The 21,408-nt window shown below is 67.1% G+C and carries 19 protein-coding genes and 1 riboswitch; of the genes, 16 read left to right on the top strand and 3 right to left on the bottom strand.

The window, feature by feature from the left end:
• Positions 1-158: 158 nt before the first annotated feature.
• Both smc and ftsY read left to right on the top strand, forming a co-directional pair.
• Entirely contained in the window at positions 159-3,746 is a 3,588-nt protein-coding gene (smc, locus tag LDO22_RS05555; protein ID WP_224026401.1) for a chromosome segregation protein SMC, read from the top strand.
• A gap of 62 nt (positions 3,747-3,808) precedes the next feature.
• Positions 3,809-5,014, top strand: coding sequence for a signal recognition particle-docking protein FtsY (gene ftsY / locus LDO22_RS05550; RefSeq protein ID WP_159631734.1), 1,206 nt, complete (start codon positions 3,809-3,811; stop codon positions 5,012-5,014).
• A 9-nt stretch (positions 5,015-5,023) separates the two neighbouring features.
• Here ftsY and LDO22_RS05545 read toward each other — a convergent pair whose 3' ends face one another.
• A complete protein-coding gene (locus LDO22_RS05545) occupies positions 5,024-6,265 on the bottom strand; it encodes an MFS transporter (protein ID WP_224026400.1) in 1,242 nt (413 codons plus the stop codon).
• Positions 6,266-6,491: 226 nt separating this feature from the next.
• On the opposite strand from LDO22_RS05545, the gene LDO22_RS05540 reads away from it, so the two are divergent.
• Together LDO22_RS05540 and LDO22_RS05535 are read left to right on the top strand one after the other, a co-directional pair.
• Positions 6,492-7,844 (top strand): ammonium transporter, encoded by a 1,353-nt coding sequence (locus LDO22_RS05540; RefSeq protein ID WP_159631735.1) that lies wholly within the window; start codon positions 6,492-6,494, stop codon positions 7,842-7,844.
• On the top strand, positions 7,841-8,179 hold the full coding sequence (locus tag LDO22_RS05535) for a P-II family nitrogen regulator (RefSeq protein WP_159631736.1): 339 nt from the start codon (positions 7,841-7,843) through the stop codon (positions 8,177-8,179). The genes LDO22_RS05540 and LDO22_RS05535 overlap by 4 nt, the downstream gene beginning before the upstream one ends.
• A gap of 97 nt (positions 8,180-8,276) precedes the next feature.
• On the opposite strand, the gene LDO22_RS05530 is transcribed toward LDO22_RS05535, so the two are convergent.
• On the bottom strand, positions 8,277-9,680 hold the full coding sequence (locus LDO22_RS05530; protein ID WP_224026399.1) for a glucose-6-phosphate dehydrogenase: 1,404 nt from the start codon (positions 9,678-9,680) through the stop codon (positions 8,277-8,279).
• 84 nt (positions 9,681-9,764) lie between these two features.
• On the opposite strand from LDO22_RS05530, the gene ffh reads away from it, so the two are divergent.
• Both ffh and LDO22_RS05520 read left to right on the top strand, forming a co-directional pair.
• Positions 9,765-11,348, top strand: coding sequence for a signal recognition particle protein (gene ffh, locus LDO22_RS05525; protein WP_159631738.1), 1,584 nt, complete (start codon positions 9,765-9,767; stop codon positions 11,346-11,348).
• 97 nt (positions 11,349-11,445) lie between these two features.
• Positions 11,446-12,180 carry an alpha/beta hydrolase gene (locus LDO22_RS05520; RefSeq protein ID WP_224026398.1) on the top strand — a complete coding sequence of 245 codons (735 nt, stop codon included), beginning with the start codon at positions 11,446-11,448 and terminating at the stop codon, positions 12,178-12,180.
• Here LDO22_RS05520 and thiC read toward each other — a convergent pair.
• Entirely contained in the window at positions 12,177-13,982 is a 1,806-nt protein-coding gene (gene thiC, locus LDO22_RS05515) for a phosphomethylpyrimidine synthase ThiC (protein WP_275967215.1), read from the bottom strand. The genes LDO22_RS05520 and thiC overlap by 4 nt on opposite strands.
• 16 nt (positions 13,983-13,998) lie before the next feature.
• Positions 13,999-14,106, bottom strand: a riboswitch (TPP riboswitch).
• A 77-nt stretch (positions 14,107-14,183) separates the two neighbouring features.
• Here thiC and LDO22_RS05510 point away from each other — a divergent pair.
• From LDO22_RS05510 to lepB (LDO22_RS05465), 10 genes are all read left to right on the top strand, one after another.
• A complete protein-coding gene (locus LDO22_RS05510) occupies positions 14,184-15,266 on the top strand; it encodes an amidohydrolase family protein (protein WP_224026397.1) in 1,083 nt (360 codons plus the stop codon).
• Positions 15,267-15,364: 98 nt separating this feature from the next.
• Positions 15,365-16,240, top strand: coding sequence for a VOC family protein (locus LDO22_RS05505; protein WP_141160153.1), 876 nt, complete (start codon positions 15,365-15,367; stop codon positions 16,238-16,240).
• Positions 16,241-16,381: 141 nt separating this feature from the next.
• A complete protein-coding gene (locus LDO22_RS05500; protein ID WP_224026396.1) occupies positions 16,382-16,834 on the top strand; it encodes a hypothetical protein in 453 nt (150 codons plus the stop codon).
• A 246-nt stretch (positions 16,835-17,080) separates the two neighbouring features.
• Positions 17,081-17,503 carry a 30S ribosomal protein S16 gene (rpsP, locus tag LDO22_RS05495; protein WP_043453174.1) on the top strand — a complete coding sequence of 141 codons (423 nt, stop codon included), beginning with the start codon at positions 17,081-17,083 and terminating at the stop codon, positions 17,501-17,503.
• A gap of 1 nt (position 17,504) precedes the next feature.
• Positions 17,505-17,747, top strand: coding sequence for an RNA-binding protein (locus LDO22_RS05490; RefSeq protein ID WP_013601399.1), 243 nt, complete (start codon positions 17,505-17,507; stop codon positions 17,745-17,747).
• A 116-nt stretch (positions 17,748-17,863) separates the two neighbouring features.
• The gene (rimM, locus tag LDO22_RS05485; RefSeq protein ID WP_201302412.1) at positions 17,864-18,409 is read left to right on the top strand and encodes a ribosome maturation factor RimM; all 546 of its coding nucleotides are present in this window, start codon (positions 17,864-17,866) and stop codon (positions 18,407-18,409) included.
• Complete coding sequence (gene trmD, locus LDO22_RS05480) at positions 18,410-19,222, top strand: tRNA (guanosine(37)-N1)-methyltransferase TrmD (protein ID WP_224026395.1); 813 nt, start codon at positions 18,410-18,412, stop codon at positions 19,220-19,222.
• A 234-nt stretch (positions 19,223-19,456) separates the two neighbouring features.
• Complete coding sequence (gene rplS, locus LDO22_RS05475; protein WP_018768283.1) at positions 19,457-19,816, top strand: 50S ribosomal protein L19; 360 nt, start codon at positions 19,457-19,459, stop codon at positions 19,814-19,816.
• Positions 19,817-19,901: 85 nt separating this feature from the next.
• Positions 19,902-20,579, top strand: a complete 678-nt coding sequence (gene lepB / locus LDO22_RS05470) for a signal peptidase I (protein ID WP_159631744.1) — start codon at positions 19,902-19,904, stop codon at positions 20,577-20,579.
• Complete coding sequence (gene lepB / locus LDO22_RS05465; protein ID WP_224026394.1) at positions 20,580-21,407, top strand: signal peptidase I; 828 nt, start codon at positions 20,580-20,582, stop codon at positions 21,405-21,407.
• Position 21,408: the final 1 nt, after the last annotated feature.

Here is a 21,408-nt window from a genome sequence, read left to right as displayed (position 1 = left end):
TTAACTATGCCTTTGCAGTGCCGGAACACGCATATCCACCTCCGGTGCCCGCGCCGGTTCCCGGGTGCTGCTGCCGGGAAATGTCGGTCCTGCGCAGTAGATTGTAGTAACCCGGTTCCAGCAAAATGCCCCACCCGCTCCAGGAGACCAGAAAAGCCTTGCACCTCAAAAGCCTCACCGTCCGGGGGTTCAAGTCCTTTGCGTCGTCCACCACCTTCGAGTTCGAACCCGGCGTCACCGCCGTCGTGGGTCCCAACGGATCCGGCAAGTCCAACGTGGTGGACGCCCTGGCGTGGGTCATGGGCGAGCAAGGGGCCAAAACCCTGCGCGGCGGCAAGATGGAGGACGTCATTTTTGCCGGCACGTCCGGGCGTCCGCCGCTGGGCCGCGCCCACGTTTCGCTCACCATCGACAACACCGATGGCGCACTCCCCATCGAGTACAGCGAAGTCACGATTTCCCGGACGCTGTTCCGGACGGGCGGGTCCGAATATGCCATCAACGGCGCAGGCTGCCGCCTGCTGGACATCCAGGAACTGCTCTCCGATTCCGGCCTGGGCCGGGAAATGCACGTCATCGTGGGCCAGGGCCAGCTGGACCGCGTCCTGCACGCCACTCCCGAGGACCGCCGCGGCTTCATTGAGGAGGCTGCCGGGATCCTCAAGCACCGGCGCCGCAAGGAACGGACGGTACGGAAGCTCGAGGCCATGCAGGCCAACCTCCAGCGCCTGACCGACCTCACCGGGGAGATCCGGCGGCAGCTCACGCCCCTTGGGAAGCAGGCCGAGGTGGCCCGCCGCGCGCAGCGGGTCCAGTTCGACGTCCGGGACGCCCGGGCGCGCCTGCTCGCCGACGACCTGGTGCAGCTGCAGCAGGCCCTGGAGCAGGATGTGGCGGACGAAGCGGCGCTCAAGGCGCGCAGGACCGCCGTCGAGCAGGAACTCGAGGCCGGGCGCAGGCAGCAGGCAGCGTTGGAACAGCTCGCAGCCGAGGCCACACCGCGGCTCAATGCCGCCAGGGACACCTGGTACCGGTTGTCCACGGCCCGTGAACGGCTTCGGTCGCTCGGCTCGCTCGCCACGGAACGGAGCCGGCTGCTGGGTTCCGACGATGCCGCGCCGTCTTCCGGCCGGGACCCCGAACAGCTGGAGCGCCAGGCAGCCCGGGTGCGGCAGGAACTGGCCGAACTCGAACAGGACATCCAGTCCAGGCGGAGCACCCTGGACGCGGCCAGCGCAGCGAAGGTGGAAGCGGAGCGGGCCGCACAGGCCGAGGACCAGCGGCTCACCGCCCAGCTCCGTGCCGCAGCGGACCGGCGCGAGGGCCTGGCGCGGCTGGCCGGCCAGGTCGCGGCGGCCAGGTCCCGGGTGGAGTCCGCCCAGGCGGAACTTGGAAGGCTGCGTGAATCCCTTGCCGCCGGAACTGAACGCCGGGCCCGTGCCCAGGCCGAGTTCACGGCGCTGGAAAACCAGGTGGCCGGCGTGGAGGAGGGAGAGGAATCCCTTGACGCCGACTATGAGGCCGCCAGCGATGTCCTGGACGCCGTGCTGGGGGAGATCGCGGACCTCAAAGCCGCCGTCAACGAGGGGGTCCGCAAGCGGGACGCCCTCGCCGCGCGCCTCGATGCCCTGAAGCTCGGCCTTGACCGCAAGGACGGTGCCAGGCACGTGCTGGAGTCCGGGCTCCCCGGCGTGCAGGAAAGCCTCGCTGCCGGGATCACCGTGCAGGGCGGGTACGAGCCGGCCGTCGCCGCGGCCCTGGGGGAAGCGTCAGAGGCAGTGCTCGTCCAGGACGGGGAGGCGGCGGCCGCTGTGCTGAGGCGGCTCAAGGACGACGACGCCGGGCGGGCGTCGCTGCTCCTCGCATCCGCCGCGGAACCCCGCCAGGGGGATGGCGGCCAGGTGACGCTGCCTGAGGGAGCGCAGTGGGCCGCGGGCCTGGTCGATGGGCCTTCGGGGCACGTCGCCCTGGTCCGGCACCTGCTGTCCCGGACCGCCGTCGTAACCGGCATCGACGCCGCGGCTGCCCTGGTTGACGCACTGCCGGACATGACCGCCGTCACCCGCGAAGGGGACGTCTTCACCGCCGTCTCCGCCACGGGCGGCTCTGCCAAGGCGCCGTCCCTCCTCGAGGTGCAGGCGGCCGTGGACGACGCCGGGCGCGGACTTTCCGCGGTCACGGCAGACCTGGAGCGGAACAGGTTCGCCCTGGCCGCCGCGGAGGCACGGCGCACGGGGGCGCAGGAAGAGGCGGACGCTGCGCTCGACAAACTGCACGAATCCGACGCCCGCCTCGCCGCCGTAGCCGAACGTTTGGGCCACCTGAACTCTGTCCTGCGCAGCGCCGTTGGCGAGAGCGAACGGCTGGCAGCGTCCCTGGCACGGGCCGAAGGCAACGTCGCGGCGGAGGAGGAAGCGCTCGCCGCCGTCGCTGCCCGGTTGGCCGCGGCGCAGGAAGCGCCGGTGGAAGAGGAGCCGTCCACGGAGCAGCGCGACGCCCTGGCGCGTGCAGCCTCCGCCGCCCGCGCGGCCGAGGTCGAGGCACGGTTGTCGCTGCGCAGTGCCGAAGAGCAATTGGTGGCCACCCGCAACAGGGTGGCGTCCCTGGAACGCGCCGCCGCCACCGAACGCCGCGCCCGTGAGGAGGCGGCAGAGCGCGCCCGCCGCCGCCGCATCCAGGCCCGGCGGGCGGCCGCCGTTTCCTCGGGGGTGGAACTGGCTCTTGGCTTTGTGGACGTCTCCGTGGACCGTGCGCGGCACGAACGGGACCTGGCCGAGGAGAACCGCGAACTCCGCGACCGCGGGCTGCGGGAGATCCGGGAGGCGAACGATGCCCTGGCCAGGGAGCTGGCCCAACTCACCGACAACGTGCACCGCGACGAACTCGCCCGCGCCCAGCAGCGCGCCAGGATCGAGGCGGTGGAAACCCGCTCCGTGGATGAGCTGGGCATCACCCCCGAAGCGCTGGTCAACGAATTCGGGCCGCACGTGCCGGTGCCCGTTCCGGCGGAGGAATCCGGTGACAAATGGGCGGCCCTGCGGGCCCCGGTTGACGCGGACGGGGAAGAGATCAGGGATGGCAAGCCCTATGTCCGGCAGGAGCAGGAGAAACGGCTGCGGAAGGCTGAGCGGGACCTCGCAAGCCTGGGCAAGGTCAACCCCCTGGCGCTGGAGGAATTCGCGGCGCTGGAGGAGCGGCACCAGTTCCTCAGCACCCAGCTTGAGGACCTGAAGGCGAGCCGGCGGGATCTGCTGGACATCATCAAGGAAGTGGATGACAGGGTCCAGCGGGTCTTTGCCGAAGCGTTCGAGGACACGCAGGCCCAGTTCGTCCGGGTTTTCGGGCGGCTCTTTCCCGGCGGCGAGGGACGCCTGGTCCTGACCGACCCGGCGGACATGCTCACCACCGGCATCGAAGTGGAGGCCCGCCCTGCCGGCAAGAAGATCAAGCGGCTGTCCCTGCTCTCCGGCGGCGAACGCTCCCTGACCGCAGTGGCGCTCCTGGTGGCCATCTTTAAGGCGCGGCCCTCGCCCTTCTACGTCATGGACGAGGTGGAGGCGGCCCTGGATGACACCAACCTCGGCCGGCTCATCACCATTTTCGAAGAACTCCGGGAATCCAGCCAGCTGATCGTCATCACGCACCAGAAGCGGACCATGGAAGTGGCGGACGCGCTGTACGGGGTCACCATGAGGGGCGACGGCGTCTCCACTGTCATCAGCCAGCGGTTGGGGGCCGAGGTATAGCGGCTGGTCAGCTGCCTGATGGCTGCCGGAAGCGGGCGGCCCGTTTGTGAGAAGCTAGGGGAGTGAATGACATCCTTCCCATTGTTCTGTCCATTCTTGCTGCGCTGGTGGTCATCGGCGGGCTGATTCCGGTCCTGCTGAAGACGCGGAGGAACATCACCCGCTACCCGGGCACCAGGGATGCCAACGACCCCGAAATCCGCTCCGGCGGAAGCACGGCGGTGGCGGACCGCGAAGGAACCATCGAAGGCAGGGCTCCGGAGGGTGTGGACCTCGAAGGGCTGGACACCACCACCGTTCCGGACAATGCGGCCGGGCTGGAAACCATTCCCGTCGAAACCCCGCTGCCCGTCGCCGGCCGCCTGGCCCGGCTTCGGGAACGGCTGGCCCGCTCCAACAACGTCATGGGCAAGGGCCTGCTGGCGCTGCTGTCCAGCGACCGGATCGACGAGAGCGTCTGGGATGAAGTGGAGGAAACCCTCCTGCTCGCGGACCTGGGCACCGAACCCACCATGCAGCTGGTGGACGCCCTCCGGGAGCGCGTCAAGGTACTGGGCACCCGCACCCCCGAACACGTCAAGACCATGCTCCGGGAAGAACTCATCAAGCTTGTGGACCCCACCATGGACCGCAGCCTCAACGTACAGCGGCATGCCGACAAGCCCGCCGTGATGATGGTGGTGGGCGTGAACGGGGTGGGCAAGACCACCACCGTGGGCAAACTTGCCCGCGTGCTGGTAGCCGAGGACAAGGACGTCCTGCTGGGCGCCGCGGACACGTTCCGCGCCGCTGCCGCTGAGCAGTTGGCCACGTGGGGCCAGCGCGTGGGCGTTCCCACCGTGAAGTCGGACATCGACGGCGCCGACCCGGCATCGGTTGCCTACGAGGCAGTGAAGGCCGGCATCGAGCAGGAAGTCGACGTGGTCATGATCGACACCGCCGGGCGCCTGCAGAACAAGGTGGGCCTGATGGACGAACTGGGCAAGGTCAAGCGCGTCGTGGAGAAGCTGGCCGAGGTGGACGAGGTCCTGCTGGTGCTGGATGCCACCACCGGCCAGAACGGGCTCAACCAGGCGCGGGTCTTCTCGGAGGTGGTCAACATCACCGGCATCGTCCTGACCAAGCTGGACGGAACTGCGAAGGGCGGCATCGTCGTCGCCATTCAGAAGACCCTCGGTGTGCCCGTCAAGCTCATCGGGCTGGGCGAAGGCGCCGACGACCTTGCCCCCTTTGACACCGAAGGCTTTGTTGACGCCCTGCTGAACTGACAGGGGCGCTTAGGAGCCGGCCGCGCGCAGTGTCTCGCGGGTGGGCAGCCAGCCGGCGGCTGCAAGGAGCATGACCCCGCCGGTCACGCCGAAAGCCCAGCCGAACCCCAGCCTGTCGGCCAGCATCCCCGCCACGAGCGGCCCAACGATCGCTCCGACGTCGGACGTCATCTGGTACACCGCCAGCACCTTGCCCCCGGACCGCCCGTTGCCAATGACATCGGCGACGGCGGCCTGCTGGGCGGGACCGAAAAGACCGGACCCCACGCCGGCGAGCGTCGACGCTGCCAGGAACCAGGGCAGGTCTGAGGTGATGCCGATGGCTGCAGTGGACAGGGCCGCCACCAGGAGGCCGGAGATCATCATGGGCTTCCGCCCCACCGAGTCCGCCAGCCGTCCCGAGAAGGTCAGGGCAGCGGCATTGCCGGCTGCAAATACTGCCAGTGCCAGGCCGGCGGCCTGCGGACCTGCTCCGAAGGCCGCCGCAGCGAACAGCGGCACCGTTGCCATCCGGACGCCAAAGGTCGCCCACCCATTGGCAAAGCTGGAGACCAGGGCGGACCTGTAGGTTCCGGCAGCCAGCGCTTCGCCAAAGCGCATGTCCGGGGCGCGGTCCTGTACCTCGGCGCCTCCCCGGCGCTGGTGGCTCAGCTGGGTCTGGACGACGAACGCGGCCACAAGCAGTGCGGCGGCGTAGGCAAGGAACGGGACCCGCAGGCCCAGTCCCGCCAGCAGGCCGCCCACGATCGGCCCGCACACATTTCCGATCAGGAAGGCCGACGCGTAGGCCCCCGAGACCCTGCCCCTGCTGCGGGGCGGCGCCAGCCGGACCACCAGGGCCATCGATGCCACCGTGAACATCACAGACCCGGCCCCGCCCAGCCCGCGGAAAAGCAGCAGCTGCCAGTAGTCCTGGGCAAAGGCGCACGCCGCAGTGGACAGCGCCACGATCAGCAGCCCGGCAACGTAGATGGGGCGTTCCCCGCGCCTGCCGATCAGGGCGCCGCCGGCAGGGGCGAACGCCAGGCGCATGAAGGCGAAGATGGCCACAATGACAGCGGCCTCAGTGTTCCCCACCCCGAAGGTTGTTGCGAATTGCGGCAATACCGGCGCAACAAGCCCGAAGCCAAGCGCGATCAGGAACGCAGCGGCCAGCATCACCTTAATGTCCCGGGGGAGTTTCTCCCGCTGGGGCCTCAGCCGGGCCAAAAACCTCGAAGTGGCGCCGCTTGCGCGGGGTGGTGCCGTCATGGTGCAGGAGTCCTTGCTGGAAAGGGAGCCGGGTGGCTGCGCGGGTGCGGAAACATAACCGTAACAAGGCGGATATGCACCATTTACTTCCTAGAGGTTGTTGTAACAGGCCCGCAATCTAAATCCTCCGCGGGCGAAACACGCCGACCACACACTCATTACAGGACGCAAAAAGGCGTTGGCAGGCGGAGTATTCCGCAAGATTCGATGAGAGAGGACGTGCACCATGGAACTTACCGCAGGTCACGTTTGGGTCATGGTAGCGGCAGCTCTCGTGCTGTTCATGACACCCGGTCTGGCATTTTTCTACGGCGGCATGACCCGCGCCAAGGCAGCCCTGAACATGATGATGATGAGCTTCATCTCCATCGGCATGGTGGGCGTTGTCTGGGTCCTGTGGGGCGCCTCCATGAGCTCCGGGGAAGGGTTCATGGAAATTGTGGGCAACCCGTTCGCCACATTCGGCCTTGAAGGGATCACCACCCCCGACGGGCTGATCAAGGTGGGCTACGCAGCCACCTTCGCCATCATCACCGTGGCACTGATCAGCGGCGCCATCGCCGACCGCGCCAAGTTCGGCGCCTGGTCCGTGTTCGTTCCCATCTGGGTCACGCTGGTGTACTGCCCGTTGGCCTACATGGTGTGGGGCGGCGGCCTCTTCGGCCCCGAAGGCGCCATCGGCAAGGCCCTCGGCCCGGCCATCGACTTCGCCGGCGGCACCGTGGTCCACATCAACGCAGGTGTGGCAGCACTGATCCTGGTCCTGATCATCGGCAACCGCAAGGGCTTCGGCAAGGACCCCAACCACCGCCCGCACAACATCCCGTTCGTCATGCTCGGCGCAGCCATCCTTTGGTTCGGCTGGTTCGGCTTCAACGGCGGCGCGGCCACCACTGCCGAACAGGGCGGCCTCATCTGGATCAACACCCTCGCAGCCCCGGCCGCGGCCATGCTCGGCTGGCTCGTCACCGAGCGCATCCGCGACGGACACCCCACCTCTCTCGGTGCCGCGTCCGGCGTCGTGGCTGGCCTCGTGGCCATCACCCCCGCCTGCGCCAACGTCAGCCCGGTCGGTGCCCTTGGCCTCGGCGTGGTCGCCGGTGTCGCCTCAGCCCTCGCCGTTGGACTCAAGTTCCGCTGGGGCTTCGATGACTCCCTGGACGTCGTCGGCGTCCACCTCGTCTCCGGCATCATCGGCACCGTGGCCCTGGGCTTCATCGCACTGCCCACCGACGGTGTTGGCGGCGGCCTCTTCTACGGCGGCGGACTCACCCAGCTGTGGGCGCAGCTCGCGGCAGCCGGCATCGCGATTGCCTACTCAGCGGTCCTGACGTCCATCATTGCGCTGGCCATCCACAAGACCATGGGCTTCCGGGTCTCGCAGGAACAGGAAACGGTGGGTGTGGACCTCAGCCTGCACGCCGAGACTGCCTACGAGTTCGGTCTCAGCGGCCACGGTGGAAGCTTCCAGCCGCTGCACGACATGATCACCGGCAAGGGCCAGGGCGAGACGGTTCAGGCAGCACCGGGTGCGCAAAAGGCACAGCCGGCAACAGGTAAGGAAAGCGTGGGGGCATGAAACTGATCACTGCAATCGTCAGGCCGGAAAAGCTCGAAGCCATCAGGGAGGGCCTGGAAGCCTACGGCGTGCAGGGCCTGACCGTCAGCGCGGCAAGCGGGTACGGCCGGCAGCGCGGGTACACCGAGGTCTACCGCGGAGCGGAATACAACGTGGACCTCCTGCCCAAGATCCGGGTGGAAGTCCTGGCCACTGACGAACAGGCCGACGACATCCTGGACGTGATCATTGCCAGTTCCAACACCGGCCGGGCCGGGGACGGCAAGGTCTGGACCATGGACGTCCATGAGGCAGTGCGCGTCCGGACCGGGGAACGCGGAGTGGCCGCCATCTAGGCGGGGCGGCACGGTCCCCTGCAGGGCAACAACTGAAGAGTGATACAGGACGGGCGGGAACCGAAAGGTTCCCGCCCGTCCTGTCTGCCGTGAAGGCTCAGTCCTTGTGCCGGTTGGTGGGCCATGACGCCGGCCCGGCCGATCCGGCGTCGTACTCCTCCAGGGGAACTTTGCCCTGTTCCCAGGCCTTGAGCACGGGCTCGACAATCCGCCAGCAGTCCTCGGCAGTGTCGCTCCGGACGGACAGCAGCGGGTCGCCGGTCAGGACACCTTCGAGCACTTCACCGTAGGGCAGGAGGTCGGAGGCGCTCAGTTCCGCTTCCAGGGTGACCCGGCCCAGGCTGAAAATGTTCCCGGGACCGTTGACGTCGACGTCGAACTCCAGCGTGTCGGGACCGAAGCCGATCCGCAGCTGGTTGGGGGAGTCCACCCCGGTAAAGCCCTGCGGGAGGTGGGGCACCGGAAGGAAGGTGACCACCGCTTCCTTCCGCTTGTCGCCCAGGGCCTTGCCCGAGCGGAGGATGAAGGGGACGCCCCGCCAGCGCCAGTTGTCGATGTCCACCTGGATCTCGGCGAGGGTTTCCGTGCCCCGGGCCGGGTCCACCCCGTCCTCCTTGGCATAGTCCGGCACCTCCTTGCCTGCCACGGAACCCGCCGTGTAGCGGGCCCGCCGCGTTGAGTCGGTGAAGGGGGTCCTGACGCTGCTGGCGCGGAGGACGGCGGAGACCGCGTCCCGGAGGTCGCGCTCGCCGATGGTGGCGGGCGGTTCAATCGCCATGATGGCCATGACCTGCAGGAGGTGGCTTTGGATCATGTCGCGGAGCGCGCCGGCGCCGTCGTAGTACCGGGCACGCCCTTCCAGCGCCAGGTCCTCGTCGAAGAAGATCTCCACCTTTTCCACGTGCTGCCGGTTCCACACGGGTTCAAGGAAGTTGTTGGCAAACCGCAGGCCCAGGATGTTCAGGACCGTGGCCTTGCCCAAAAAGTGGTCCACCCGGTGGATGTGGTCCTCCGGGACAAGACGGCTCAGGGTCCGGTTCAGGGAACGGGCCGACTCCTCACTGGAGCCGAACGGCTTCTCCATCACCAGGCGGGTCCCTTCCGGAACCTCCGCCGGCTGGAGCGTCTCGCAGGCCAGCTGGCTGATCCGGGGCGGAAGGGCGAAGTAGACGGCCACCGGGCCGTGCAGCCCGGCGAGCAGGGCAGCAAGGGCACCCTCGGCCGTGACGTCCACCTGGTGGTAGGCCGTCTCCTTCTGCATGGCCTCCAAGGCGTCCTTCCCCGGCTGGTCAGCTGTGCCGGCCGCCGCGGCAAAGGACGACTCCACCCGCTCCCGCCATTGTTCCGGTGTCCACGGATCCGAACCTGCGCCCACCAGGCTGAGGCCCTCCGCCCGGCCTGCCGCGACAAGGCGGGCGAGGCCCGGCAGGAGGAGCCGGCCCGTGAGGTCGCCCGAGGCGCCGAGGATAAGCAGGGTCTTGACAGTTGTTTGGCTCGTCATTTTGCCAGCATGCCATCTACCGTGCCTGACTTGATACCCTAGATAGTCGAGTCCCGATCATCTCCTGAAAGAAGTTCACGGCGCGTGTTCAATTCACTCTCTGACCGGTTGACAGCAACCTTCAAGAATCTCCGCGGCAAGGGCCGCCTGACGGAGGCCGATGTTGATGCCACTGTCCGCGAGATCCGCCGTGCCCTTTTGGACGCCGACGTCGCCGTTCCGGTGGTCCGTGAATTCACGGGCCGCGTCCGCGAACGCGCACTCGGCGCCGAGGTTTCGGCTGCCCTGAACCCCAGCCAGCAGATCGTCAAGATCGTCAACGAGGAACTCGTGGAGATCCTCGGCGGCGAGACCCGGCGGATCCGGCTGGCAAAGAACGGCCCCACCGTCATCATGCTGGCCGGCCTCCAGGGTGCGGGCAAGACCACCCTGGCCGGCAAGCTGTCCAAGTGGCTGAAGGCCCAGGGCCACAGCCCCCTGCTGGTGGCGTGCGACCTCCAGCGCCCCAACGCCGTCACCCAGCTCCAGGTGGTGGGCCAGCGCGCCAACGTGCCGGTCTTCGCCCCGCACCCGGGAGCCACCTCCACGGAGCTGGACCAGCCCGCCGGTGACCCGGTCGCCGTCGCGCGCGCCGGTGTGGAGGAAGCACGACAGAAGCTGCACGACGTCGTCATCGTGGACACCGCCGGCCGCCTTGGCGTGGACGCCGGCATGATGGAGCAGGCCCGCCAGATCCGCCGGGCCATCGTCCCCAACGAAGTCCTGTTCGTGATCGACTCCATGATCGGCCAGGACGCCGTCAACACGGCCCTGGCGTTCGACGAAGGCGTGAACTTCACCGGCATCGTGCTGTCCAAGCTCGACGGCGATGCCCGCGGTGGTGCCGCACTGTCCGTTGCGTCGGTCACCGGCAAGCCGGTCATGTTCGCTTCCACCGGTGAAGGCCTGGACGACTTCGAGCTGTTCCACCCGGACCGGATGGCCTCGCGCATCCTGGACATGGGCGACATCCTCACGCTCATCGAGCAGGCCGAAAAGGCCTGGGACAAAGACGAAGCTGCCCGCATGGCGAAGAAGTTCGCCGACCAGGAAGACTTCACCCTCGAAGACTTCCTGGCCCAGATGCAGCAGATCCGCAACATGGGCTCTATGAAGAAGATGCTCATGATGATGCCGGGCGCGCAGAACATCCGGCAGCAGCTCGAACAGTTCGACGAGCGGGAGATTGACCGCGTCGAGGCGATCGTCCGGTCCATGACCCCCCACGAGCGGCTGGCACCCAAGATCATCAACGGCTCACGGCGCGCCCGCATCGCCCGTGGTTCCGGTGTCCACGTCTCCGAGGTCAATGGCCTGCTGGAGCGCTTCGCCCAGGCCCAGAAAATGATGAAGAAGATGGCACAGGGCGGCATGCCGGGAATGCCCGGGATGCCCGGCCTGCCCGGAGCCGGCGGCGGTGCGCGCAAGAACGCCAAGAACGCGCCGAAAAAGAAGCCGAAGTCGGGAAACCCGGCCAAGGCTGCGCAGGAGCGCAAGGAGGCCGAGGCCCGCCGGGCCAACGCTGCCAAGGCACTGCCCACCGGCGCGGCCTTCGGCCAGCAGGGCGGCGATTTCGACCCGTCCCAGCTGAACCTTCCCAAGGGCTTCGACAAGTTCATGGGCAAGTAGCAACCAACTGAGTAGCGCCAGGTGCCGTTTTGACCGCTCAAGACGACACCTGGCGCTTTTTCGTTGGGATGCCGGCACCGTGGAATAGGGTTGGGATATGTTCAAGCAGAGGGTAGTGTTCGTGCACGGCGCCGGTACCTTTGGCGCCGCCGCATGGCCCCGCCAGCACGGCATGGGACTTGCCTATGATGCCCTGTTCCTCCGCAGGCACGGCTACGATTCCGCCGCGGAGCCGCTGGAATCCTCCTTCACGGAAGACACCGCGATCATCCTAAGGTCGCTTGCCGACGATGGCCGCGGCGCCGCCGGCGGACATGTGGTGGCGCACTCCCAGGGGGCGATCCCCGCCATGATGGCCGCGGTGGAACGCCCGGACCTGGTCTTTTCCCTGACCCTGGTGGAACCGGCCTGCCTGTCGCTGACGGCGGAACTGCCGGCCACGGCCGCGCATATCAGCCTGATGCAGCCGCTTTTCGACGTCCGCCACCAGCTCAGTGACGACGACTTCCAGCGCGAATTCGTCCGCCGCGTCTACGCCACCGACCTCCAGCAGCCGGCCACCATCGAGGAAAAACGCTCCGCCCGCAGGCTGCGCCTTCAGGCGCCGTCCTGGGATGCGCCGCTGCATATTGTTCCCGGTGTCCCCACGCTGGTCCTGACCGGTGGCTGGGAGCCGCTTTATGAGGAAATTGCCGGGTACCTCAGGGAGACCGGTGCCCTGCACCGCGTTGCCGCGGGAGGGCACCGGCCCCAGGACTCCCTGGACGGGGACCGGGCCATCCGCCAGTTCATCAGCGGGGTCAGCCGAAGCCAGCCCGCCCGGGCGTCCTAGCTGCCGGCAGCGACCGTCGGTTCCGGCAGGTACACCTTGCCGCCCTTGGCCAGGAACTCCTGGCTCTTCTCCCGCATGCCGGATGCCATGTCCGCCAGTGCCGCCTGCGAGTCTGCCGACCCGTATTCGTCACGGATGTCCTGGCTGATCCGCATGGAGCAGAACTTGGGGCCGCACATGGAACAGAAGTGCGCCGTCTTGGCCGGTTCAGCGGGAAGCGTCTCGTCGTGGAACGCCTCCGCGGTCACAGGATCCAGGGACAGGGCGAACTGGTCGCGCCAGCGGAATTCGAACCGTGCCTTGGACAGGGCGTCGTCCCGTTCGTGCGCCCCCGGGTGGCCCTTGGCCAGATCCGCCGCGTGCGCCGCGATCTTGTAGGTGATGACACCCGTCTTGACGTCGTCCTTGTTGGGCAGGCCCAGGTGTTCCTTTGGCGTGACGTAGCAGAGCATGGCGGTCCCGTACCTGGCAATCTCGGTGGCGCCGATTGCCGACGTGATGTGGTCGTAGCCGGGAGCGATGTCGGTGACCAGCGGGCCCAGGGTATAGAAGGGCGCACCCTTGCACAGCTCCTGCTGCCGTTCCACATTCTCACGGACCAGGTGGAAGGGAACGTGGCCGGGCCCCTCCACCATCACCTGGACGTCGTACCCCCAGGCCCGCTGCGTCAGCTCGGCGAGCGTGTCCAGCTCCGCGAACTGCGCGGCGTCGTTGGCGTCCGCCGTGGAACCAGGGCGGAGGCCGTCACCCAGGGAGAAGGCGACGTCGTATTTGGCGAAGATTTCACACAGCTCGTCGAAGTGCGTGTACAGGAAGTTCTCCTGGTGGTGGGCCAGGCACCAGCCGGCCATGATGGAGCCGCCGCGCGAGACGATGCCGGTCACCCGGTTGGCCGTCAGCGGGACATAGCGGAGCAGCACGCCGGCGTGGATGGTCATGTAGTCCACACCCTGCTCGCACTGTTCGATCACGGTGTCGCGGAAGATCTCCCACGTGAGGGCGTTGGCCTCGCCGTTGACCTTTTCCAGCGCCTGGTAGATCGGCACCGTCCCGATCGGCACGGGGGAGTTGCGGATGATCCACTCCCGCGTGGTGTGGATGTCGTCGCCGGTGGAGAGGTCCATGACGGTGTCGGCACCCCACTGGGTGGCCCACTGCAGCTTGTCCACCTCCTCCGCGATGGAACTCGTCACCGCGGAGTTGCCAATGTTCGCGTTGATCTTCACCAGGAAAGCCTTGCCAATGATCATCGGCTCGGATTCCGGATGGTTGATGTTGTTCGGGATGATGGCCCTGCCGGCAGCAACCTCGCTGCGGACCAGCTCAACGTCGCAGTTTTCGCGCAGCGCCACGAAGCGCATTTCCTGCGTCACGATTCCCTGCCGGGCATAGTGTATCTGCGTCACCGTCCGGCCGTCGACGGCGCGGCGTGGCACCGGCTGTGCGCCCTTCCACTCCGCGGAGGCAGCACCGCGGCGCACGGCCGAGCGGCCGTCGTCGAGCAGGTTGCGCTCCCGGCCGCCGTAGGGTTCGGTGTCCCCGCGCGCGGCGATCCACTCTGCGCGGAAGGGCTGCAGCCCGCGGACGGGGTCGCTGCCGGGTCCGGCAGTCCGGTAGGTCCGGAAGGGTGCGTTCGGCTGGCCGTTGGGTGATGGTTCAAGGGAAATTTCCGTCACCGGTACCCGGATCCCGGACGCCTCATCCGCAAGGTAGGCGAGGGAATGGGACTTCAGGGACTGGGTTACCTGCGGAACGGATGTGTCGCCGGGCTCCCCGGCGGACGGCAGCAGGGCAGGGTTCAACTGCGTGTTTTGCGTACTCAAGGGAATACTCACTTCCTTCGCCGGCATTACCCGGACAGGTTCAACGGTCGCAGGCTGCGTCAGCCCGATCTCAGCCCCTGCAAGGGCACCCGTGTGGTCAGGAACGAAGCTACCACAGGCCCCTGAACCAGGCTTGTCATAATTGCGGTGCTAGCCTGACCGGGCATCGAAAGGAGCCCCATGGCAGACATCATCCACTTCCGTGGACCCGTCCTGACCGCGCCGGACCGGGTGCGGCATGGACTTTGGTCGGTGGACGGAAGGCTCACGTTCAACAAGCCGGACACTCCTCCCGGCCGGGTACTCGACGGCTGGGTCCTGCCGGGCTTCGTGGACGCCCACTGCCACATCGGCCTGGGCCCCGCGGGCCCCGTGGAGCCCGCAGCCGCCAGGGACCAGGCGCAGGCGGACCTCAACGCCGGAACCCTCCTGGTCCGGGATGCCGGCTCGCCGGCGGATACCCGCTGGATGCAGGGTGGCAGGGACTTCCCGGTGTTGATCCGTGCCGGGCGCCATATCGCCCGGACGCGCCGTTACCTGCGCGGCTTCGCTGAGGAAGTTGAACCGGACGGCCTCGTGGAGGCCGTCCGCAAGCAGGCGCGCGACGGCGACGGCTGGGTCAAGCTGGTGGGTGACTGGATTGACCGCAGCGCCGGTGACCTGGCGCCATCGTTTCCCGCCGCCGTCGTCCGCGATGCCGTCCAGGCGGCGCACGACGAAGGCGCCAGGGTGACGGCGCACTGCTTCGCCGAAGACACCCTGGACCAGGTGCTGGACGCCGGCATCGACTGCGTCGAGCACGCCACCGGGCTCCTGTCCCGCCACCTGCCCCGGTTCGTGGAGCAGGGCGTACCGATCGTGCCCACGCTCATCAATATCGCCACCTTCCCCGACATTGCCGCCCAGGCGGACGCGAAATTCCCGCGCTATGCAGCCCACATGCGCGCCTTATGGGAACGCAGGCTCGAGCGGGTGGCGGAAGCCCACGCAGCGGGTGTGCGCATCTTTGCCGGCACCGATGCCGGCAGCGTGATCCGGCACGGCAGGATCACCGACGAAATCCTCGCCCTGCACGGCGCCGGCCTCCCCATGGACGCGGCCCTCGACTCCGCCTGCTGGGCAGCACGCAGTTGGCTGGGAGCGGATGGAGTGGAAGAGGGGGCCCGCGCCGACGTCGTCGTATGCCGGGAAGATCCGCGGGCTGTACCGGAGACCATTACGGCGCTGGAGCACGTGGTGCTGGGCGGGCGGATCATTCGCTGACAAACGGTTCCCGGGGACTTGGAATAAATTGAAGCTTCAAGTAATTTTAATAGGTGACAGGCCGCCAATGGGACGGCCGCCAATGCAAGGAGCCTTCAATGACCGCATCAGCCAGCAGCCAGGATCTTCTTCCTGCCGACCTCGCCATGGGCACCGTGATGCTCAAGGTGGGCGACATGAAGGTCATGACCGACTACTACCAGCGTGCGCTGGGCCTTGAGGTGGTGGCAGAGCAGGACGGCGGGCTCTACCTTGGCCGCCTGGGCCGGCCGTTGGTCCACCTTGCGCCGGCTCCCGGACTGCACCTTCCCGGCAGGGGAGAGGCGGGCCTGTTCCACACCGCGCTGCTCTTCGAGGACCAGGCCTCCCTGGCCGCGACCGTCGCCACTGCTGCCCAGTACGAGCCGCGGGCCTTCACGGGCAGTGCCGACCACCTGGTCAGCGAAGCCTTCTACTTCACCGACCCCGAGGGCAACGGCATCGAGCTGTACTGGGACCGCCCCCGCAGCAACTGGTCCTGGAACGGGACCGACGTGGTCATGGACAGCCTGGCGCTCCCGCCGCAGCGCTACCTTGAGCAGTACCTCACCGAGGAGTCCCTGGAAGGCCAGCGGCAGACGGCGGCCGGCGTAGGCCACGTCCACCTCCAGGTTGGCGATGTGCAGACCGCCCGCGACTTCTATGTGGGAACGCTCGGTTTCGAAAAGACCGCGGGTTGGCACGGGCAGGCACTGTTCGTCTCCGCAGGCCGCTACCACCACCACATGGCCATGAACGTCTGGAACAGCCGCGGCGCAGGTCCGCGCAAGGACACCCTTGGGCTGGGTGAGGTGCTCATCGAGGTTCCGTCAGGGGACGACGTCGGGGCGCTGACCGACCGCCTGAAGGTTGCCGGGGTGCCCGCCCACCACACCGGTTCGGAACTCAGGTTCGAGGACCCGTGGCGGAACCGGATCCGCGTGGCCGTCCGCTGATTGATCCCGCCCCGGGCCGCACTGCGCGGGCGGCCCGCGGGTGTGCGCCGGCCGCCCCGCAGCTACTAGGCTAATCCCGTACGGCCGGGCGGCAGGCAGCGCCCGGCGCGCAGCTCCGCCAACGGAAGAAGGGCACCAGCCATGGGCTTCACCGAGATCTTTGTCGCCACCCATGACGCCGCGCTGAAACGCGCCGGCCTCCTTGATGAAGGACGCGGCTCCGCGGACGGCGCAGCTGCCGGCCAGGCCGTGCGGATCCAGGGCATTAGCGACTTCGAGGTGGAGCAGCTCGGCGATCTTGCCGGGACGGCCGTCCACGCCGGCGGGGCCGATTATGAGCTGACCATGGTCGATGTCGCCAGCGACTCCCTCCTTGCCGTTCCGCCGGCAATGGTCCGGGCTCTGGCCGACCTGCTCACCTATGAAACCGAGGGCGAAGGCAACGTCCTTGACGACGTGGCGGAGCAATGGGCCGCCCAGGAGGACATGCCGTTTGATGCCGCCCAGGCGCGGACGTACGTGCAGCAGCTGGCGGAACTTGCTGCCGGAATCGACGATTCCGAACGTACCGGGCTGTACGTCTGGTCCGCCTGACCCTTCCCGGCCCGTTTTCGGAACTGCCCTGCGGGCCGCAGGCAGTCTTCGGGCGGCCTGCGGCGCCACGGACGGCAGTGCCAAGTCGAAATAACAGCGCTCATCTGGCACAATAAACAGGTACTCGATCTGCGTGGCCCCTCTCTCCGCGTCCGGATCCTGTCCTTCGAGCCCGCAAGTATGGCCCGCCCCACGGGTGCAGAACGCCGGGTTCACCCCTTTTCTGAAACAGGAGTGACCACAAAAGTGGCCGTAAAGATTCGCCTTAAGCGCTTCGGCAAGATGCGCGCCCCGTACTACCGCATCGTCGTCGCGGACTCACGCACTAAGCGTGACGGCCGCGCCATCGAGGAAATCGGCAAGTACCACCCCACCGAAGAGCCCTCGTTCATCGAGGTCAACTCCGAGCGTGCACAGTACTGGCTGTCCGTCGGCGCCCAGCCGTCCGAGCAGGTTGCCGCGATCCTGAAGATCACCGGTGACTGGCAGAAGTTCAAGGGCCTGCCGGGCCAGGAAGGCACCCTCAAGACCAAGGTCGAGAAGGAAGCTTTCGTTGCCCCGGAAAAGGGTTCGGTCATCATCCCGGAAGCCATCACCAAGAAGGCATCCAAGTCTGACGCTGCCGAGGCCCCGGCCGACGCCGAAGCTGAGACCACCGAGGCTGAGTAGATTGCTGGCAGAAGCGCTGGAGCACCTGGTCCGCGGAATCGTTGATTCCCCGGACGACGTCAAGGTCAGTTCCAAGAGCAACCGCCGCGGGGACACCCTCGAGGTGCGCGTTCACCAGGACGACCTCGGACGGGTGATTGGCCGCCAGGGCCGCACCGCGCGCGCTTTGCGCACCGTGGTGGCTGCACTGGCCGGCGGCGAACCGGTACGGGTCGACGTCGTCGACACCGACCGTCGCCGCTGAGCGCTCGGCAATACCAGTTTTTGCTCCGGCCCCTCCACCACCAGGTGGAGGGGCCGGAGTTCTTTCACAACAAAGTGCTTTCAGTAGAAACACCAGAACGCGGAACAGAGGAACAGATGCAGCTACAGGTGGCACGGATTGGCAAGCCGCACGGCATTCGCGGGGAAGTCACCGTCCAGGTGTTGACCGACGCCCCGGAGGACAGGTTTGTCCCCGGAACGGAGTTCGTGGTCGAGCCTGCCGCGGCCGGTCCCCTGACCGTGAGCAGTGCGCGCTGGAACAAGGACATCCTGCTGCTCGGTTTTGAGGAAGTGGCGGACCGGAACCGTGCCGAGACCCTCCGCGGAGCCAAGCTCTTCATCGAAACCGAAGAGCTGGACGAGGACGACGACGAGGGCTGGTACGAGCACGAACTGGTCGGCCTGGAAGCACGGGTCGGGTCCCAGGTGGTGGGCAAGGTGACAGCCCTGAACACCATGCCGGTCCAGGACCTGTTGGTGGTCACCACCCCGGGCGGCGACGAAATCCTCATCCCGTTCGTGGAGCAGATCGTCCCTGAGGTGAACATCGAGGAAGGCTTCATCCTCCTCACCCCGCCGGACGGCCTCTTCGACGTCAACTCGGACGAAGCCGCCGCCCCGGAAGCCGAAGGCAACGCCTAGATGCGGATCGACGTCGTCAGTATCTTCCCCGAATACCTTGCCCCGCTCGAACTCTCACTGATCGGCAAGGCCCGCCAGGACGGCATCCTGGACCTGCACGTCCACGACCTGCGCAGCTTCACCACGGACAAGCACCGTTCCGTCGACGACACCCCGTACGGCGGCGGCGCCGGCATGGTCATGAAGCCCGAGCCCTGGGCTCAGGCACTCGCGGCAGTGGCCGACGGGCGCCCGGACCCGGACCGCAAGCCCGTGCTGATCGTCCCCTCGCCCGCCGGCGAGCGGTTCACCCAGGCCCTTGCTTACGAACTGGCTGAGGAACAGCACCTCGCTTTTGCGTGCGGACGGTACGAGGGCATCGATGAGCGGGTCATCGAATGGGCGCAGGAGCACTTCACTGTCCGTCCGGTGAGCCTGGGCGACTACGTCCTCAACGGCGGGGAAGTGGCCGTCCTAGCCATGGTGGAGGCCATTGGCCGCCTGCTGCCCGGGGTGGTGGGAAATCCCGAGTCGCTGGTGGAGGAATCCCACTCTGACGGGCTCCTGGAGTACCCGGTCTACACCAAGCCCTCCGTCTGGCGGGACCGCGAAGTGCCCCCGGTGCTCCTCAGCGGCAACCACGGCCGGATCGCCCAGTGGCGCCGCCACGAACAGTACCGCCGCACCGCGGAGCGCCGTCCGGACCTGCTGGAAGGGTTCGATGCCGGCAGCCTCCCGCGCGCCGACCGCACCGAACTGCACAACCTTGGCTACGACGTCGTGGACGGCAGGCTCTCCCGCCGCCCCGGGACGGCCGCTGAGCACCAGGACTAGCGCCGCCGGAATTGGCGTAACCCTGCCGTTGTGGCAAAATTAACCCTTGTGTCTGCTGGGTCCGCACCTGCCACAGGGGGTTGCGCGGCCAACAGCCGGACAACCGGCCCCATCAACCCTTGAAGCGGCCGGAGACTTTACTTCGGCGGCGAGACCCGGCCTGCATTCCAGCAGCCCGACTTGCCTGCCGTGACCCAAAGTGAATGACCTGTGGCGTTCACCAGGAGTGCAATTATGCATATTCTCGATTCCGTCGATGCAGCCTCGCTGCGCAACGATGTTCCCGAATTCCGCGCGGGTGACACCCTCAAGGTGCACGTGAACATCATCGAAGGCAAGAACACCCGTGTCCAGGTCTTCCAGGGCTTCGTCCTGGGCCGCCAGGGCGATGGCGTGCGCGAAACCTTCACCGTCCGCAAGGTTTCCTTCGGTGTCGGCGTGGAGCGTACCTTCCCGGTGCACTCCCCGATCATCGAAAAGATTGAGGTTGTCACCAAGGGTGACGTCCGCCGCGCCAAGCTGTACTACATGCGTGCACTGCGTGGCAAGGCCGCCAAGATCAAGGAAAAGCGCGACTTCAGCTCCGCCAAGTAAGTCCTTACCGGACTTACCGCCAGGCAGGAGCGCGGCCGTACCCGGCAAGCGCCGGAGCACATGCACCAGCGCCAGGATACGGACCATGCACCAGACAAAACGCCAGCCCCGCAAAATGGGCTGGCGTTTTGTTTTTCTGGCGCTGCTCCTTGCGGTCGCCATCAGCGGGTTGGTGAGGTCTTTGTGGCTGGATGTCTACTTCATTCCGTCCGAGTCCATGGAGCCGCTCCTGGAAGGCGGGGACCGGATCCTGGTTTCGCGCACTGATTTCCAGTCCGACCCCATCCGGCACGGGGACGTTGTGGTCTTCGACGGGCGTGGCAGCTTTGCGCCCCTGAACAGCGGAAAGGGCCCGCTGGTGGATGCCGCAGCCTCCGCCATGCAATGGCTCGGGCTGACCGGCAGCGACACCACCTACGTCAAGCGGGTGATCGGCCTCCCCGGTGACACGGTGGTCTGCTGCGACGCCGGCGGAAAGGTCACCGTGAACGGGGCTGCCCTGGATGAGCCCTACATTTTCCCGGGAGATGCGCCAAGTACGCAGAAGTTCAACACCGTGGTTCCCGAAGGCAGGCTGTGGCTGATGGGGGACCACCGTTCGGTGTCCGCCGATTCACGGAGCCTGCTCGGCGCCCCCGGCGGCGGACTCGTCCCGCTGGACCGGGTCATCGGCAGGCCGGTCCAGATCCTCTGGCCGCTTGATAGATTTGCCCCAGTAGCACGGCCGCCCGCACCGGGGCCGACAACACAGAACGGACGGTAAATGCCCGAGAACCACGCGCGGAAACCTGAGCCCCGCCACGACGGCGCTTCAGAAGTACCGACCGTTCCAGTTTCCTCCACGCCCGCCGAGGGTCCGGAGGCGTCAGAACCCGTCCACCGGCGGGACCGGCAGGGGTCCAAAGCTGCCGGGAAGTCCGCCGGCAATCCCTTGCTGGGATGGCTGAAGGAAATTGCCACCGTGGTGGTCATCGCGGTGGTGTTGTCCTTCCTCATCAAGACCTTCCTGTTCCGGGCCTTCTTCATCCCCTCCGAGTCCATGGTGAACACCCTGGACGTGGATGACCGGATCTTCGTCAACCTCCTGGTCCCCGAGCCCTTTGCCCTCAGCCGCGGGGACGTTGTGGTGTTCCGTGACACCAAGGGCTGGCTCGGTCCCGCCCCGGCCAAGGCACAGGGCCCGTTCACCTGGGTCCAGGACGGCCTGACCTTCGTAGGCCTCCTGCCGGACAATTCAGAGCAGCACCTGGTCAAGCGGGTCATCGGACTGCCGGGCGACCACGTGGTCTGCTGTGACGCGGGCGGTAAACTGACCATTAACGGGACCTCCGTCGACGAGACCTACATCAATCCCGCCGAAGTCCCGCAGGTCCGCAACTTTGACGTCACCGTCCCGGAGGGCAAGGTGTGGGTGATGGGTGATAACCGGAACCACTCTGCGGACTCCCGCGCGCACATGGAGACCGACGGCGGATTCGTCGACCTCAAGGACCTCGAGGGCAAGGCCGCAATCATCGCGTGGCCGCTGAACAGGATCAAGACGCTGGACAACTACCCGGACGTTTTCAAGAACGTGCCGGCGGCCCGCTGAC

The sequence above is a fragment of the Arthrobacter sp. NicSoilC5 genome, assembly GCF_019977395.1.
Lineage (GTDB): Bacteria > Actinomycetota > Actinomycetes > Actinomycetales > Micrococcaceae > Arthrobacter.
Note: the sequence above shows the minus strand (reverse complement) of the source record. Positions and strands in the feature narration are given on the sequence as shown.